This is a genomic window from Pseudomonas saponiphila (genome assembly GCF_900105185.1).
GTDB lineage: Bacteria > Pseudomonadota > Gammaproteobacteria > Pseudomonadales > Pseudomonadaceae > Aquipseudomonas > Aquipseudomonas saponiphila.
Window position 1 is genome coordinate 1,721,474 of record NZ_FNTJ01000001.1, and the last position, 17,439, is coordinate 1,738,912.

Here is a 17,439-nt window from a genome sequence, read left to right on the forward strand (position 1 = left end):
TGCGTCGGATCTGAGGAAATTAGCCTAATCTGTGCTGGCTGGGGCGGGACCACTGGGTGTTCATTTGGCAGTGCGCGAGTAAGGACCCTCATGAAGCAAAAGCGGACTTTCGCAACGCCGCGGTTGTTGGGCATCGTCTGGCCCTTTATCGCCGTGGTGTTGTTCCAAGCCTTGTTGGGCGGCCTGAGCCTCTATGTCCTGTCGGCAGTGCGTGGTTACGTGGCCGGCGAAAGCCTGTGGTCCAAAGGTCAGAAGGACGCCATCTACTACCTCAATCTGTACGCCGACAGTCGCGACGAAGGCACCTTTCTCAAATACCAGAACGCCATAGCCGTGCCTCAGGGCGGGCATGAGCTGCGGGTGGCTCTGGATCGCCAGCCACCGGATCTGGAGGCGGCGCGGCTGGGAATTCTCAAGGGTGGCAACCATCCGGATGACGTCCCCAGTCTGATCTGGCTGTATCTCAACTTCCGCCATTTCAGCTATCTGGAAAAGGCCATCGATTTGTGGACCGTGGGCGACGGCTACCTGCTGCAGCTTGATACGGTGGCCCGAGAGATGCACCGGGGGATCGGCAGCAACAGCGCCACTGAAGCCGACGTGCAACGTTGGAAAAGCCAGATCTTTGCCATCAACGATGGGGTCACGCCGGCGGCCAAGGCCTTCAGCGACGCTCTGGGAGAGGGCTCGCGGGTAATCTTGCGCCTGTTGCTGGTGACCAACCTGGCCACGGCGTTGATCCTGATTGCCCTGGCTTTGCTGCGCACCCACAAGCTGTTGGCCCAGCGCCATGCCTTTGCCGACGCCTTGCAACTAGAGAAGGAGCGCGCGCAGATTACCCTGCAGTCCATTGGCGATGGGGTGATCACCACGGATGTCGAGGGAGCCATTGCCTATATGAACCCGGCCGCGGAAGAGTTGACCCGCTGGAAGGCCGAGCAAGCGGTGGGGTTGCCCCTGGCCGCCCTGTTCAATCTGCTGGATGAGAATGCCCAGACGGAAGGGTTCACCCTGATCGAGCACATCCTCAGTGGTCAGCTCGGTGGTGGCAGCGAACATTCCAAGCTGATCCAGCGCCTGGATGGCAGCACGGTCTCGGTGACCCTGGTGGGCGCGCCGATCCGCAATGTCGGCAAGGTCAGCGGTGCGGTGCTGGTGCTGCACGACATGACCCAGGAGCGGCAATACATCGCCAATCTGTCCTGGCAGGCGACCCACGACGCCCTGACCGGGCTGGCCAATCGCCGCGAGTTCGAGTTCCGCCTGGAGCAGGCCTTGCACAGCCTGATCCGTCAGCCGGCCCGGCATGCGTTGATGTTCCTGGACCTGGACCAGTTCAAGCTGGTCAACGATACCTGTGGTCATGCCGCCGGTGACGAGTTGCTACGGCATATTTGTGCGCTGTTGCAGTCGGGGTTACGGGAAGGTGACACCCTGGCGCGGCTGGGGGGCGACGAGTTCGGGATTCTCCTGGAAAACTGCTCTCCGGAGGCGGCGGAAAAGATTGCCGAAGGGCTGCGTCAGACGGTGCAGAATCTGCACTTTGTCTGGAAGGGCCGGCCGTTCGTCACCACGGTGAGTATCGGTCTGGTGCACATCGTCCAGACCCCGACCACCCTTGAGGCGTCACTGCGGGCGGCGGACATGGCCTGCTACATGGCCAAGGAAAAAGGGCGCAATCGGGTCCAGGTCTACCATGCCGACGATTCGGAGCTTTCCCTGCGATTCGGCGAGATGGCCTGGGTCCAGCGCCTGCACATGGCCCTCGAGGAAAACCGCTTCTGCCTCTATTCCCAGGAGATCACGGCCTTGGGTCACACCGAGCGTGAAGGTGGGCATGTCGAGATTCTCCTGCGCCTGCACGACGAGGCCGGCAGGATGATCCTGCCGGACAGCTTTATTCCGGCTGCAGAGCGCTATGGCCTGATGACCTCTCTGGATCGTTGGGTGGTGCAGAACGTGTTCAAGGTCATTGCCCAGTGCATCGCCGAGGGGCGTGAAGGGCCCATGGCCATGTGCGCGATCAATTTGTCGGGGATCACCATTGGCGACGACGAGTTTCTCGACTTCCTGAGGGAGCAGTTCATTGTCTATGGCGTACCGCCGAAGATGATCTGCTTTGAAATTACTGAAACCAGTGCGATTGCCAATCTGGGCAGTGCGATCCGTTTTATAAATGAACTCAAGGGCTTGGGCTGTCATTTTTCCCTGGACGACTTTTGTGCGGGAATGTCGTCGTTCGCTTATCTCAAACATTTGCCTGTAGACTTCCTCAAGATCGATGGAAGTTTCGTAAAGGATATGCTGGACGACCCGATTAACCGCGCCATGGTCGAAGTGATCAATCACATCGGGCATGTCATGGGTAAGCGCACGATTGCCGAGTTTGTTGAAACGCCGCAGATCGAGCAGGCCTTGCTCGAGATCGGTGTGGATTATGCTCAAGGCTACATTGTTGAACGCCCGCAATTGTTTACCTGTGACAGCCTGCAGTGTCGACCCGTGCGACCACGGCCCTTGTTGTTCAAGGCGCCCGGCACTTTCCGTTGAAACCTCTTTTGGGTCCGCACATCACAATCAAAAGGAGTCCGACAGTGATCGACACATTCAACCGAACCGGCCCGCTCATGGAAGCTGCCAGCTACCCCGCCTGGACCCAGCAATTGATCCAGGACTGCAGCGAGAGCAAGCGCCGCGTGGTGGAGCATGAGCTGTACCAGCGCATGCGCGACAACAAGCTCAGCGCCAAAATCATGCGCCAGTACCTGATCGGTGGCTGGCCGGTGGTTGAGCAGTTTGCCCTGTACATGGCGCAGAACCTGACCAAGACTCGTTTTGCCCGCCATCCCGGCGAGGACATGGCACGCCGCTGGCTGATGCGCAACATTCGTGTCGAACTCAATCACGCCGATTACTGGGTGCACTGGAGTCGGGCCCACGGCGTGACCCTGGAAGACTTGCAGGCCCAGCATGTGCCACCGGAGCTGCACGCCTTGAGTCACTGGTGCTGGCACACCAGTTCGGCGGATTCGCTGATCGTGGCTATTGCGGCCACCAACTACGCCATCGAAGGAGCGACGGGTGAATGGTCGGCTGCGGATTTCGGAGCACCGTGACCGGCCGTTTCGGTTGATCGTGACCGGTCATTTCGCTAACGCGTGACCGCTCATTTCGGTAGCAACGTGACCGATTTTCCGCCTGTTCCGAAACAGGTGGTCACGGCTTACCGAAATCGCCGGTCACGACTTAGCGAAAGCCTTCCCCTTCGTTGCGCATGACCTGATGCGCCGCCATCCTCGACCGATTTCGGGAGAGGAAGATGGCGGCGCCGCGAGTAGCCATGCGAAACATCAAAGAATGTCTGCGCCTCAAGTTTGAGGCCGGCTTGTCCCACGAGAAGATTGCCCGTGCCTTGCAGCTGTCCAAGGGCGTGGTTAGCAAGTACATCGCGGCGGCGCGGGTGGCCGGGCTGGACTGGCCGGCGCTGGTGGCCATGGACGAGGCCGCGCTGGCGGCCGCCTTGTTTGCACCGACGTCGACGAACAAGCCGCGCGGTGAGCGAGTGCTGCCCGATGTGCTGAGCATCCACCGCGAGTTGCGACGCAAGGGCGTGACCTTGCAGCTGCTGTGGGAGGAATATCTCGCCGCGCATGCGGGCCAGCCGACCTACCGCTACACCCAGTTCGTCGAGCACTACCGGCGCTACGCCCAGACGCTCAAACGTTCGATGCGTCAGCTGCACCGTGCGGGCGAGAAGCTATTCATCGACTATGCCGGGCCGACGCTGCCGGTGGTCGACCCGGCCACCGGCGAAGTGCGCCGGGCGCACATCTTCGTCGCCGCCCTGGGCGCCTCGAATTACACCTATGCCTGCGCGACGCCAGGCGAAACCCAGGTGGACTGGCTGACCTCGCTGGGCCAGGCTCTGACCTACTTTGGCGGCGTGCCGGAAATGGTTGTGCCGGACAATCCGCGCGCCCTGGTCGCCCAGCCGGATCGCTACGAGCCGGGCCTGAACCGGGCCACGCTGGAGTGCGCGCGTCATTACCAGACGGTGATCCTGCCGGCACGGCCACGCAAGCCTCAGGACAAGGCCAAGGCCGAGGTGGCGGTGCAGGTGGTCGAGCGCTGGATCATGGCGCGGCTGCGCCATCGGCAGTTCTTCAGCCTGCATGCGCTTAACCAGGCCATCGCCGAGCTGCTGGAGGATCTGAATCGGCGCCCGTTCAAGCGGCTCGATGGCTGCCGGCGCGACTGGTTCGAGCGCCTGGATCGCCCGGCCTTGCGAGCGCTGCCGGTGCATCCCTACGAGGTCGCCACCTTCAAGCGCTGCAAGGTCAGCATCGACTACCACATCGAGGTCAATGGCAGCTTCTACAGCGTGCCCTCCGCCCTGGCCCGGCAGAACGTGGACGTGCGACTGACGGCACACACCCTGGAAGTGCTGCATGGCAACCGGCGGGTGGCCAGCCACCTGCTGCTGGGGCGACGCGGCGCTTACAGTACCCAGCGCGAGCACATGCCCGCGGCGCACCAGGCGCATCGCGAATGGACGCCACAACGCCTGCTCGACTGGGGCGCGCGGATCGGCCCCTACACGCGCCAACTGATCGATCACCAACTGACCCACAAGCCGCACCCGGAGATGGGCTACCGCGCCTGCCTCGGCCTGCTCTCGCTGGCCCGGCGCTATGGCAATGCACGCCTGGAAGCCGCTGCCGAACGTGCCGTACACCTGCGCGCCTTCACCGGGCGCAGCGTGCGCAACCTGCTCCAGCAAGGCCTGGATCAACAGCCGCTGCCCCAGCGTGCCGCCGAAACGACCTTACCCGGCGACCACGAGAACGTCCGTGGCGCCGACTACTACCAACCCCCGCAACAGGAGCTGTTCGATGATGCCGCAACACACCCTGAATCAACTGCACCAGCTACGCCTGGACGGCATGGCCCGCGCCCTGGAAGAGCAATGGACGCTGCCGGCCAGCCACAGCCTGAGCTTCGATGAACGCCTCGGCCTACTGCTCGACCGCGAACTGGCCTGGCGTGACAACCAGCGCCTGGTACGGCTGCGCAAGAAGGCCAAGCTCAAGTACGCCAACGCCTGCCTGGAAGATCTCGACCGCCGCACCGGACGCGCCCTGGACGAGCGTCTGATCGCCACCCTGGCCAGTGGCGACTGGATCCGCCAGCAGCACAACCTGCTGCTGACCGGCCCGACCGGTGCCGGCAAAACCTGGCTGGCCTGCGCCCTGGGCAACCAGGCCTGCCGCCAGGGCTATAGCACCCTGTACCTGCGCACCCCGCGCCTGCTGGAACAACTGCGCATCGCTCATGGCGACGGCAGCTTCGGCCGTACCCTGCAACAGCTGGCAAAGGTCGACGTCCTGGTGCTGGACGACTGGGCGCTAGCCCCGCTGGAGGAAGGAGCCCGGCATGACCTGCTGGAGGTGATCGACGACCGCGCTGGCAGCCGCTCCACCATCCTGACGAGCCAACTGCCCATCGAGCACTGGCACGGCTGGATCAACGACCCGACCCTGGCCGATGCCATCCTCGACCGCCTGGTGCACAACGCCTACCGACTGACGATGAAAGGCGAGTCGCTGCGCCGAAAAAAAGCCGAGGAACAAGCCGCATCGTGACCGATGCGATTACAATCCAGAACCCGCGCAACCGGGGTGGAAGCACCGGTCACGTATTAGCGAAACGCTCGGTCACGTTCACCGAAATCCGCAGTCGGCCCTGGTTTGCTCCAGCGGTGTCTACGCTGCCGCGTTCCCGGAGGAGGAGCGCAAGCGCGCCATGAAGTGGCTGAAAATGCATGCCCAGTACGATGACGCTCATCCCTGGGAAGCGCTGGAGATCATTGTCACCCTGGCGGGCCTGAATCCGAGCAAGGCTCTGCAAGCCGAGCTGCGGCAGGCGATCTGCAAAAGCTATGACTACATGTTCCTGTTTCTGGAACGTTGCATGCAGCAGGAAAAGACCGCGGTAACCCGCGAGCGTCTCGCGCTGGTTGAAGGATAAGGCAGGGGGACGCGGGCAGGTCGATGGTCGCAGGCGCGATACGCTTGTGACGATGGCGTTGCCCGCCACTGCTTGTAAAGTCTGGTCTGGCGTCTAGCCGGCCATCGCCAGGCGATTGCGACCTTCGCGCTTGGCCACGTACAGCGCGCTATCGGCGCGACGCAACAGGCTCTCGGCGGATTCTCCCGGCAGCAGGGTCGAGCAGCCCAGGCTCACCGTCAGCTCGATTGAATGGCCATCGGCTCGATACTCCTGTGCTTGCGCGGCATTTCGTAGCCGTTCCCCCACCATTGCCGCGGCCTCGCGCCCAGTGTTGGAAAGCAGGATCAGGAACTCCTCCCCGCCAAAGCGAAATACCATGTCCACATTGCGCAGCTGTGCCTTGATCGAGGCCGCCACGGCTTTGAGCACTTCGTCGCCGGTACTGTGGCCGTAGCTGTCGTTGATCCGCTTGAAATGATCGATATCCAGCATCAGTAATGACAGTGGAAGCTGGTGGCGACGAGCCATCTCGATTTCCCGTTGCAGGGTCTGGTCCATGGCGATGCGGTTGCCGGTGTCGGTCAGCGGATCGCGCAATGCACTGCGGGTTGCGGCGCGATACAGCAGGGCGTTGCGCATGGGGTATAGCAGGGTGGACAGCAACGACTCCAGGCTACCCTGTTCGCTGTCGCTGAAGCGCTGGTTGCGCCGGAACACCAGTTCACCCATGGGCTCGCCTTCATGGCTCAGGCTGTAGCTGATGGAGTGGTGCCCGCGCTGGCCAAATTCCAGGCGCAGATCGCTGGGGGCGTGCTCATAGCGCAGGGCATCAAGGGGGACCAGGCGCTGCGCTTCGCGAAAGAACAGGCCAAGGATGCGTTGCGGCTCAAGGCTGGTCTGCAGTTGCAGGCTCAGTTGCTGGCGCAATTGTCCGAGGCTGATGGGGTGCTTGACCGGAGGCGTCTGTTGGCCAAAACCCAGGCGTTGCAATTTGGCGCTGTCGAAGTCAATTGCGTTGGTCTGGGAAGGTGTTTTCATTTGAGCTTGAGCCCCCTGAGCACTGTGTACGCTGTTACTGCCTGGGTGAGAGCGGCTCGGAGCTGCGCGTCATACTGTTCCTTCAGTCCCGTAGGACAATTGCGCGCATTTTATGCCGCTCGCCATTGGCTATAAAGACCTTGGCGCAAGCCGGTTGTCACAGTGTTGATGCACTGTGCGTTGAGTGTTCTTAGAGCGAAACTCGTGCCATTCGGTTCATCTGAATAAAACTCGTTTTAATTCAAATGGTTGGGGATTCTCTCGGGTGTTATATCGCCCCGAGTGACACTTGTTTGGCTTGAGAAACCGCGATAACGCAGGAGGCGTGGAGGTGTCGCGCCAGTATTCTGGCGCGACGAACGGAGGGGGTTACTGCGCGTCGAAAGCCTGGCCGTTGATCCCGGCACTGTCAGGGCCCATCAGATACAGGTAGACCGGCATGATCTCTTCCGGTGTCGGGTTGTTGCTCGGGTTTTCCCCAGGATAGGCCTGGGCCCGCATGCTGGTGCGGGTGGCACCTGGGTTGATGCTGTTGGCGCGAACCGGGGCCACGGTATCCAGCTCATCGGCCAGGGTTTGCATCAGGCCCTCAGTGGCAAACTTGGACACGCCGTAAGCCCCCCAATAGGCCCGCCCCTTGCGCCCAACACTGCTGGAGGTGAAGACTACCGAGGCATCCTGGGACAGCTTGAGCAAGGGCAGCAGGGTGCTGGTGAGCATGAACATCGCGTTGACGTTGACTTGCATCACCCGCATGAAGTTTTCCCCCGACAACTGCTCCAGCGGTGTGCGCGGGCCAATGATCGAGGCGTTGTGCAGCAGGCCGTCGAGGTGGCCGAACTCGCTCTCGATCATCGCCGCCAATTCGTCGTATTGGTGTGGCAGGGCGGTTTCCAGGTTGAACGGGATCACCGCGGGCTGAGGATGGCCCGCAGCTTCGATGGCGTCGTAGACCTCGGTCAGGTTGGCTTCGGTCTTGCCCAGCAGCAGTACCGTGGCACCGTGGGCGGCGAAGGTCTTGGCGGCGGCGGCGCCGATGCCGCGGCCGGCGCCGGTGACCAGGATGACCCGATCCTTGAGCAGTTCGGGGCGAGCGGAGTAATCAAACATAAAGGGCCTCAACAGAAATTGGTGCGCTCCCGGCGCTTAGCCGGGAATGCCGCAGCTCAGCAGCTGCACAATGCGTTATCCAGAACCTGGCGCAGTTCCAGCGGGTGATTGATCACCACATCGGCACCCCAGTGCCGGGGGTTATCGTCCGGATGGATGTAGCCATAGGTCACCGCGGCAGTCTTGGTGCCGGCGTCGCGGCCGGACTCGATGTCTCGCAGGTCGTCGCCGACGAAGAGGACGCTGGAAGGGGCCAGGTCGAGCATCTTGCATGCCAGGATCAGCGGCTCCGGATCGGGCTTGCTGTTCTTGACGTGGTCAGGGCAGATCAGAAGCGCCGAGCGCTCGGCCAGCCCCAGTTGCTGCATGATCGGTTCGGCGAAGCGCAGCGGCTTGTTGGTGACCACGCCCCAGATCAGATTGGCTTTTTCGATATCGGCCAGCAGCTCGGCCATGCCGTCGAAGAGCCGGCTGTGCACGGCGCAATGCGCGAGGTAGCGCTCGAGGAACTCCAGGCGCAGCTCTTCGAAGCCCGGGGATTCCGGATCCATGGAGAAGGTCACGGCCACCATGGCCTTGGCGCCGCCGGAGACTTCGTCGCGAATGTGCTGGTCGGTGATCGGTGGCAAGCCGCGATCACGGCGCATGCTCTGGCAGACTGCGATGAAGTCCGGCGCAGTATCGAGCAGGGTGCCATCCATATCGAAAAGAACGGCTCTGATAGCCATGTCTCACTCCTCTCGCAGGGTCTGGATCATGTAGTTGACGTCAACGTCCGCCGCCAGCTTGTAGTGCTTGGTCAGCGGGTTGTAGGTCAGGCCAATGATGTCCTTGACGGTCAGGCCGGCGGAGCGGCTCCAGGCGCCAAGCTCCGAGGGGCGGATGAATTTCTTGAAGTCATGGGTGCCGCGGGGCAGCAGCTTCATGATGTATTCCGCACCGATGATGGCGAACAGGTAAGCCTTGGGGTTGCGGTTGATGGTAGAGAAGAACACCTGGCCGCCGGGCTTGACCATGCGGAAGCAGGCACGGATTACCGATGAAGGATCGGGAACGTGTTCGAGCATCTCCAGGCAGGTGACCACGTCGAATTGCTCGGGCATTTCCTCGGCCAGGGCTTCGGCGGTGATCTGCCGGTACTCGACGTTGACGCCGGATTCCAGCTGATGCAGTTGCGCGACGGCAAGGGGGGCCTCGCCCATGTCGATGCCGGTCACGGTGGCGCCACGTTGGGCCATGGCTTCGCTGAGGATGCCGCCGCCGCAGCCGACGTCGAGGACTTTCTTGCCCGCCAGGCTTACCCGTTCATCGATCCAGTTGACCCGCAGCGGGTTGATGTCGTGCAGGGGCTTGAATTCGCTTTCGCGGTCCCACCAGCGATGGGCCAGGGCTTCGAATTTGGCGATTTCAGCGTGGTCGACGTTGCTCATGGGTGGTGCTCCAAAGCTAATGAATGCTGTGTGGGGTCTTGAGCGTCCGCTCAAGACCCGGGTTATTGGGTGTGGCCGCCGATACGCTGGCCCCAGCTGCGGGCGACGGTGCCAAGTTGTTGTTCGTCCAGGCGGGTCAGGCGCCGGTCGTCCAGCAGTTGCTTGCCCGCGACCCACAGGTGTTTCACGCAGTCTCGGCCGGTGGCGTAGATCAGTTGCGACACCGGGTCGTAAATCGGTTGTTGAGCCAGTCCGGACAGGTCGAAGGCCACCAGGTCTGCGGCCTTGCCGATTTCCAGGGAGCCTACTTCGCTTTCCAGGCCCATGGCCCTGGCACCATTGAGGGTGGCCATGCGCAAGGCACGATGGGCATCCAGGGCGGTTGCCGATCCGGCCACGGCCTTGGCCAGCAGGGCCGCAGTACGAGTTTCCCCCAGCAGATCAAGATCGTTGTTGCTGGCCGCGCCATCGGTGCCCAGTGCAACGTTGACTCCGGCCTGCCACAGGCGCTCCACCGGGCAGAAGCCGCTGGCCAGTTTCAGGTTGGACTCCGGGCAGTGAATGACGCTGGTGTTGGTTTCTACCAGTAAAGCCAGGTCGTCATCGCTGATTTGGGTCATGTGAACGGCCTGGAAGCGCGGTCCCAGCAGGCCGAGGCGAGCCAGGCGCGCCAGCGGCCGTTCACCGCGCTGCTCCAGGGATTGCTGTACCTCGAATGCGGTTTCATGCACGTGCATGTGGATCGAGGCGTCGAGCTCTTCGGCGATCACCCGAATCTTTTCCAGGTTCTCGTCGCCTACGGTGTACGGGGCGTGGGGGCCGAAGGTGATCTTGATTCGCGGGTGATGCTTGAGGTCGCCAAACAGTTCCACCCCCTGTCGAATGGCTTCGTCGGCGTCGTGGGCGCCGGGGATGGGGAAGTCCAGGATCGGCATGGCGATCTGTGCGCGAATGCCGCTGTTGTGCACCCGCTCACTGGCAACCTTTGGAAAGAAGTACATGTCAGAGAAACAGGTGATGCCGCCTTTGATCTGTTCGGCGATGGCCAGGTCGGTACCGTCACGGACGAAGGCTTCGTCCACCCATTTGGCTTCGGCAGGCCAGATGTGCTTTTCCAGCCATGTCATCAGTGGCAGGTCGTCGGCCAGGCCGCGGAACAAGGTCATGGCCGCATGCCCATGGGCGTTGATCAGGCCGGGGCTGAGTAGCATGCCGGGCAGCTCGCGGACTTCGCTGGCGCGGCATTTCAAGGCTTCGCTGCGGGGGCCGATGAAGTGGATGCGGCCGTCGCGGATGCCCAGTCCGTGGTCCTTGAGCACGACCCCGGCCGGCTCCACCGGTACCAGCCAGGTCGGCAACAGCAGCAGGTCGAGCGCAACGGCAGGGTTTGGCATCGAATATCGGTCCGGGGCTTCATATAAAGGATGGCGAAGTATACCCGAGCGTCCTGGCGGGGTGATCGCTATAATCGGCCGCTTTTGTTCATGAGTACGGGGTGAGGGATGCGCGATCGTCTGTTGGCTGCGGAGAAGGTCAAGGCCATTGAGTGGCGAGATAGCACCCTGTATCTGCTCGATCAGCGCAAGCTGCCCCGTGAGCAAGCCTGGGTTGCGTACGACAGTGTGGCCGGGGTGGCTGAGGCGATTCGCTCGATGGTGGTGCGCGGAGCCCCGGCCATTGGCATCTGTGCGGCCTATGGCGTGGTCCTTGCCGTGGGTGCACGCCTTGCCGCGGGCGGTGACTGGTTGGCGGCCCTGGAAGAGGACTTCAACCTGCTGGCTGACTCGCGCCCTACCGGCGGTCATTTGCACTGGACCCTGAATCGCATGCGCGAGCGTCTGGAGCGGGTCAAGGATCAGGCCAGTCCATTGGCGGCCCTGGAAACCGAGGCGCTGGCAATCCACGAAAGCGATCGGGAGGCCAATCTGACCATGGCCCAATTGGGCGTGGAGCTGATTCGCCGGCATCAGGGCAATCCCCAGGTCCTGTTGACGCACTGCAATACCGGCGCCTTGGGCTCCGGCGGTTTTGGCACTGCGTTGGGGGTGATCCGCGCGGCGTGGCTGGAAGGCATGGTGGAGCGGGTCTATGTCGATGAAACGCGGCCCTGGCTGCAAGGCTCGCGCTTGACCGCCTGGGAGCTGGCCCAGGAGGGGATGGCGTGCATCGTCAATACCGACTCTGCAGCCGCACACATCATGAAGACCAAGGGGGTGACCTGGGTGGTCGTGGGGGCTGACCGGATCTGTGCCAACGGTGATGTGACGAGCAAGGTCGGCACTTATCAACTGGCGGTCAATGCCATGCACCACGGCGTGCGCTTCATGGTGGTGGCCTCCAGTTCGAGCATTGATATGACCCTGCTCAGTGGCGAGGATGTTCTTCTGGAGGAGCGCGAAGGCGCTGAGCTGCTGGATGTGGGCGGGCAACCGCTGGGCGCCTTGGTGGAGGTCTTCAATCCGGTATTCGATGTGACCCCGGCGGACCTGATCGATGCCATCGTTACCGAGAAGGGTGTTGTCGAGCGTCCGGACGCCGCCAAGATGGCGCAATTGATGTGTCGCAAGCGCTTGCATTGACTGTGGTGTGCGTAAGTGGTCGGTGGCGACTTACCGGGGCGGCTGTCCAGTCAGTAAAAACCAGTCAAATGCGTACGAATTTGTCCTCTGAGGCTCTCTCGTCTCTTATCAGGCTGTCACCGGTCAACTAACTATGCTCCATGCGCGTCTGGGGGATAGGTGCGTGGCGGCGATTGTGATAACATCCGGCGGTTTCCAAGGTGGTCCGATGCGACTGCCTTCACTGCGCAAATCCATGGCATAACTTGTTGATTTGTCGTAAGTCGGTGCATGGCACTAGGCCTGCAGCGGCGAGCTTCGTTCGTCCCATATGGATGTGACGAAGTTTCACCAGAAAAAGGAATCAGGCTTCTCATGGGCGAACTGGCCAAAGAAATCCTCCCGGTCAATATCGAAGACGAGCTGAAACAGTCCTACCTCGACTACGCGATGAGCGTAATCGTCGGGCGGGCACTGCCTGATGCGCGCGATGGCTTGAAGCCCGTGCACCGGCGTGTGCTGTACGCGATGAGCGAGCTCGGTAACGACTGGAACAAGCCGTACAAGAAATCTGCCCGTGTTGTCGGTGACGTGATCGGTAAGTATCACCCGCATGGTGATACCGCGGTGTACGACACCATCGTTCGTATGGCCCAGCCATTCTCCCTGCGTTACCTCTTGGTAGACGGCCAGGGTAACTTCGGTTCGGTCGACGGCGACAACGCGGCGGCCATGCGATACACCGAAGTGCGCATGACCAAGCTGGCGCACGAGCTGTTGGCCGACCTGCACAAGGAAACCGTGGACTGGGTGCCGAACTACGACGGCACCGAGATGATCCCGGCGGTCATGCCGACCAAGATCCCCAACCTGCTGGTCAACGGTTCCAGCGGTATCGCCGTGGGCATGGCGACCAATATTCCGCCGCACAACCTCGGTGAAGTCATCGACGGTTGCCTGGCGCTGATCGACAACCCCGAGCTGAGCGTTGACGATCTGATGCAATACATCCCCGGTCCGGACTTCCCGACCGCGGCGATCATCAACGGTCGTGAAGGCATCATCGAGGCTTATCGCACCGGGCGTGGCCGCATCTACATGCGGGCTCGCTCGATCATCGAAGATATCGACAAGGTCGGTGGCCGCCAGCAGATCGTCATCACCGAGCTGCCTTACCAGCTGAACAAGGCCCGCCTGATCGAGAAGATCGCCGAGCTGGTGAAAGAGAAGAAACTCGAAGGCATCACCGAGCTGCGCGATGAGTCCGACAAGGACGGTATGCGCGTCGTGATCGAGCTGCGTCGCGGCGAAGTGCCGGAGGTGATCCTCAATAACCTCTACGCCCAGACCCAGTTGCAGGCGGTGTTCGGCATCAACATCGTGGCGCTGATCGACGGTCGTCCGCGGATCCTCAACCTCAAGGACCTGCTGGAAGCCTTCGTTCGTCACCGTCGCGAAGTCGTGACCCGTCGCACCGTGTTCGAGCTGCGCAAGGCCCGTGAGCGTGGCCATATCCTTGAAGGCCAGGCCGTTGCCCTGTCCAACATCGATCCGGTCATTGCCCTGATCAAGGCCTCGCCAACACCGTCGGAAGCCAAGGAAGCGCTGATCAGCACGCCTTGGGAATCCAGCGCGGTGATGACCATGGTCGAGCGCGCCGGTGCCGACTCCTGTCGTCCGGAAAACCTTGATCCGCAGTACGGCCTGCGCGATGGCAAGTACTTCCTGTCCCCGGAGCAGGCGCAAGCCATCCTGGAACTGCGTCTGCACCGCCTGACCGGCCTCGAGCACGAAAAACTGCTGGCCGAGTACCAGGAGATCCTCAACCAGATCGGCGAGCTGATCCGCATCCTCAACAGCGCTACGCGCCTGATGGAAGTGATCCGCGAAGAGCTGGAAGTGATCCGTGCCGAATACGGCGATGCCCGCCGCACCGAGATCCTTGATGCCCGCCTCGATCTGACCCTGGGCGACATGATTCCGGAAGAAGAGCGCGTGGTGACCATTTCCCACGGCGGCTATGCCAAGACCCAGCCGCTGGCTGCCTACCAGGCCCAGCGTCGCGGCGGCAAGGGCAAGTCGGCTACCGGCGTCAAGGATGAGGACTACATCGCTCACCTGCTGGTAGCCAACAGCCACACCACGTTGCTGCTGTTCTCCAGCAAGGGCAAGGTGTACTGGCTCAAGACTTACGAGATTCCCGAAGCCTCCCGCGCCGCTCGCGGCCGTCCATTGGTGAACCTGCTGCCGCTGGACGATGGCGAGTACATCACCACCATGCTGCCGGTCGAGGAATACACCGAAGGTCACTACATCTTCATGGCCACCGCTAACGGCACCGTGAAGAAGACTCCGCTGGAATCCTTCAGCCGTCAGCGCAGCGTCGGTCTGATCGCCCTGGAACTGGACGAAGGCGATGTGCTGATCAGCGCTGCCATCACGGATGGCGAGCGTGAAGTCATGCTGTTCTCCGACGGTGGCAAGGTGACTCGCTTCAAGGAGTCCGACGTGCGTGCCATGGGCCGTACCGCCCGTGGTGTGCGCGGTATGCGTCTGGCCGAAGGTCAGAAGCTGATCTCCATGCTGATCCCGGAAGAAGGCAGCCAGATTCTCACCGCTTCCGAGCGTGGTTTTGGCAAGCGCACGGCCATCAGTGAATTCCCTGAGTACAAGCGTGGCGGTCAGGGCGTTATCGCCATGGTCAGCAACGAGCGTAACGGTCGTCTGGTGGGTGCGGTGCAGGTGCTGGACGGTGAGGAAATCATGCTGATTTCCGATCAGGGTACCCTGGTTCGTACTCGTGTCGACGAAGTGTCGAGCCTGGGCCGTAACACTCAGGGCGTGACCCTGATCAAGCTGGCCAACGATGAAACCCTGGTGGGCCTGGAGCGGGTGCAGGAGCCATCGGAGATCGAGGGCGAAGAGTACGAAGGTGAAGAGGGCGCTGAAATCGAGGGCACCGTGCTGGATGCGGTAGCCGAGCCGGATGATGCAACCGATAGCCAACAGGCAGACGCCGCAGGCGAAGAAGAGTCGCAAGACTAAATAAATCGTAGCAGGGCAGAGTGTTTGCTCTGTCCGCTACCGTGAATGCATAGCGAGAGTGGATGTGAGCAAACGAGCCTATAACTTCTGCGCAGGTCCCGCTGCGCTACCTGAAGCTGTCCTGTTGCGTGCCCAGGCCGAATTGCTGGATTGGCATGGCAAGGGCCTCTCGGTCATGGAGATGAGTCATCGCAGCGATGAATTCGTCTCCATTGCCACCAAGGCCGAGCAGGATCTGCGTGATCTGCTGAATATCCCCTCGAACTATAAAGTGCTGTTTCTGCAAGGCGGCGCCAGCCAGCAATTTGCCCAGATTCCACTGAACCTGCTGCCAGAAGGTGGCAAGGCCGACTACATCGATACCGGTATCTGGTCGCAGAAAGCCATCGAAGAGGCTTCCCGCTACGGTCAGGTCAATGTCGCGGCCACTGCCAAGCCTTACGACTACTTTGCGATTCCAGGTCAGAACGAATGGCAGCTGTCGAAAGACGCCGCCTACGTGCATTACGCGCCGAACGAAACCATCGGCGGCCTGGAATTCAGCTGGATCCCGCAAACCGGTGATGTGCCTCTGGTGGCCGACATGTCTTCCGACATCCTCTCGCGCCCTGTGGATATCTCCCGTTTCGGCATGATCTACGCCGGTGCGCAGAAGAACATCGGCCCTAGCGGCATCCTGGTGAACATCATTCGCGAAGATCTGCTGGGCCGCGCCCGTTCGCTGTGCCCGACCATGCTCGACTACAAGGTCGCAGCAGACAATGGCTCGATGTACAACACGCCGCCGACCCTGGCCTGGTACCTGTCCGGCCTGGTATTCGAGTGGCTCAAGGAGCAGGGCGGGGTGGAAGCCATCGCCAAGCGCAACGAAGTCAAGCAGCGCACCCTGTATGACTTCATCGATGCCAGCGGCCTGTACAGCAACCCGATCAACAAGCCCGACCGCTCGTGGATGAACGTGCCGTTCCGTCTGGCCGACGACCGCCTGGACAAGCCGTTCCTGGCTGGCGCCGAGGCCCGCGGCCTGCTCAACCTCAAGGGCCATCGCTCGGTGGGTGGCATGCGCGCTTCCATCTACAACGCCGTGGACATCGACGCCGTCAATGCGCTGGTGGCTTACATGGCAGAGTTCGAGAAGGAACACGGCTGATGTCTGAGCAAGAACTCAAGGCCCTGCGCCTGCGCATCGATGCTCTGGACGAGAAGGTCCTGGAGTTGATCAGCGAGCGTGCGCGGTGTGCCCAGGAAGTTGCCCGGGTGAAGATGGCTTCCCTGGCAGAAGGCGAAGTGCCGGTGTTCTATCGTCCCGAGCGTGAAGCTCAGGTGCTCAAGCGGGTGATGGAGCGCAACCAGGGGCCACTGGGCAATGAAGAGATGGCGCGTTTGTTCCGCGAAATCATGTCTTCGTGCCTGGCGCTGGAGCAGCCGCTGAAGGTGGCTTATCTGGGCCCTGAAGGCACTTTCACCCAGGCTGCGGCCATGAAGCACTTCGGTCATGCGGTGATCAGCAAGCCGATGGCGGCGATCGACGAGGTGTTCCGCGAAGTGGCGGCCGGTGCGGTTAACTTCGGTGTGGTGCCGGTGGAAAACTCCACCGAGGGTGCGGTCAACCACACCCTCGACAGTTTCCTTGAGCACGACATGGTGATCTGCGGCGAAGTCGAGTTGCGTATCCACCATCACTTGCTGGTGGGCGAGAACACCAAGACTGACAGCATCAGCCGCATTTACTCCCACGCCCAGTCGCTGGCCCAGTGCCGCAAGTGGCTGGACGCCCATTATCCGAATGTCGAGCGTGTGGCGGTCTCCAGCAACGCTGAGGCGGCCAAGCGGGTCAAGGGTGAATGGAACTCGGCGGCCATCGCCGGCGACATGGCGGCGGGGCTGTATGGGCTGACGCGTCTGGCGGAGAAAATCGAGGATCGTCCGGACAATTCCACGCGCTTCTTGATGATCGGTAATCAGGAAGTGCCGCCGACCGGCGACGACAAGACCTCGATCATTGTCTCCATGAGCAACAAGCCCGGTGCCTTGCACGAATTGCTGGTGCCGTTCCACGACAACGGAATCGACCTGACGCGCATCGAGACCCGACCCTCGCGCAGCGGCAAATGGACCTATGTGTTCTTCATCGACTTCGTTGGCCACCACCGTGATCCGTTGATCAAGGACGTGCTGGAAAAGATCAGTCAGGAAGCAGTGGCACTCAAGGTGCTGGGTTCCTACCCGAAAGCGGTTCTCTGAGGCTT

Annotated in this window: 12 protein-coding genes and 2 pseudogenes; 9 read left to right on the forward strand and 5 right to left on the reverse strand. The window is 61.7% G+C overall.

The features are described 5' to 3' along the window. Window positions 1–90 precede the first annotated feature (90 nt). The 5 genes and pseudogenes from BLV47_RS08265 to BLV47_RS08285 form a co-directional block, all read left to right on the forward strand. A complete protein-coding gene (locus BLV47_RS08265; protein WP_092312011.1) occupies window positions 91–2,550 on the forward strand; it encodes an EAL domain-containing protein in 2,460 nt (819 codons plus the stop codon). A gap of 77 nt (window positions 2,551–2,627) precedes the next feature. After that, a pseudogene (locus BLV47_RS08270) lies at window positions 2,628–3,095 on the forward strand (iron-containing redox enzyme family protein); the annotation flags it as partial. Window positions 3,096–3,319: 224 nt separating this feature from the next. Next, window positions 3,320–5,005, forward strand: coding sequence for an IS21 family transposase (istA, locus tag BLV47_RS08275; RefSeq protein WP_062838241.1), 1,686 nt, complete (start codon window positions 3,320–3,322; stop codon window positions 5,003–5,005). Continuing rightward, window positions 4,893–5,642 carry an IS21-like element IS1474 family helper ATPase IstB gene (gene istB / locus BLV47_RS08280; protein ID WP_062838242.1) on the forward strand — a complete coding sequence of 250 codons (750 nt, stop codon included), beginning with the start codon at window positions 4,893–4,895 and terminating at the stop codon, window positions 5,640–5,642. Before istA ends, istB begins: the two co-directional genes overlap by 113 nt. A gap of 94 nt (window positions 5,643–5,736) precedes the next feature. Then, window positions 5,737–6,027 (forward strand): annotated as a pseudogene (locus BLV47_RS08285) (TenA family transcriptional regulator); the annotation flags it as partial. Window positions 6,028–6,120: 93 nt separating this feature from the next. Here the strand turns inward: BLV47_RS08285 and BLV47_RS08290 are convergent. From BLV47_RS08290 to BLV47_RS08310, 5 genes are all read right to left on the reverse strand, one after another. After that, the gene (locus BLV47_RS08290) at window positions 6,121–7,047 is read right to left on the reverse strand and encodes a GGDEF domain-containing protein (RefSeq protein ID WP_092312014.1); all 927 of its coding nucleotides are present in this window, start codon (window positions 7,045–7,047) and stop codon (window positions 6,121–6,123) included. 369 nt (window positions 7,048–7,416) lie between these two features. Further along, window positions 7,417–8,157 carry a YciK family oxidoreductase gene (locus BLV47_RS08295; RefSeq protein ID WP_092312017.1) on the reverse strand — a complete coding sequence of 247 codons (741 nt, stop codon included), beginning with the start codon at window positions 8,155–8,157 and terminating at the stop codon, window positions 7,417–7,419. A gap of 56 nt (window positions 8,158–8,213) precedes the next feature. Next, window positions 8,214–8,885 carry an N-acetylmuramic acid 6-phosphate phosphatase MupP gene (gene mupP / locus BLV47_RS08300; protein ID WP_092312020.1) on the reverse strand — a complete coding sequence of 224 codons (672 nt, stop codon included), beginning with the start codon at window positions 8,883–8,885 and terminating at the stop codon, window positions 8,214–8,216. A 3-nt stretch (window positions 8,886–8,888) separates the two neighbouring features. Then, entirely contained in the window at window positions 8,889–9,587 is a 699-nt protein-coding gene (gene ubiG / locus BLV47_RS08305; protein ID WP_092312023.1) for a bifunctional 2-polyprenyl-6-hydroxyphenol methylase/3-demethylubiquinol 3-O-methyltransferase UbiG, read from the reverse strand. 62 nt (window positions 9,588–9,649) lie between these two features. Beyond that, window positions 9,650–10,981 carry a TRZ/ATZ family hydrolase gene (locus BLV47_RS08310; protein WP_092312026.1) on the reverse strand — a complete coding sequence of 444 codons (1,332 nt, stop codon included), beginning with the start codon at window positions 10,979–10,981 and terminating at the stop codon, window positions 9,650–9,652. A 108-nt stretch (window positions 10,982–11,089) separates the two neighbouring features. On the opposite strand from BLV47_RS08310, the gene mtnA reads away from it, so the two are divergent. The 4 genes from mtnA to pheA all read left to right on the forward strand — a co-directional run bounded on the left by mtnA (window position 11,090) and on the right by pheA (window position 17,434). After that, complete coding sequence (mtnA, locus tag BLV47_RS08315; protein ID WP_092312029.1) at window positions 11,090–12,166, forward strand: S-methyl-5-thioribose-1-phosphate isomerase; 1,077 nt, start codon at window positions 11,090–11,092, stop codon at window positions 12,164–12,166. Between the two features lie 354 nt (window positions 12,167–12,520). Further along, entirely contained in the window at window positions 12,521–15,190 is a 2,670-nt protein-coding gene (gene gyrA / locus BLV47_RS08320; protein ID WP_016964094.1) for a DNA gyrase subunit A, read from the forward strand. A gap of 64 nt (window positions 15,191–15,254) precedes the next feature. Continuing rightward, entirely contained in the window at window positions 15,255–16,340 is a 1,086-nt protein-coding gene (serC, locus tag BLV47_RS08325) for a 3-phosphoserine/phosphohydroxythreonine transaminase (protein ID WP_092317107.1), read from the forward strand. Next, window positions 16,340–17,434, forward strand: a complete 1,095-nt coding sequence (gene pheA, locus BLV47_RS08330) for a prephenate dehydratase (protein ID WP_016964092.1) — start codon at window positions 16,340–16,342, stop codon at window positions 17,432–17,434. The genes serC and pheA overlap by 1 nt, the downstream gene beginning before the upstream one ends. Window positions 17,435–17,439: the final 5 nt, after the last annotated feature.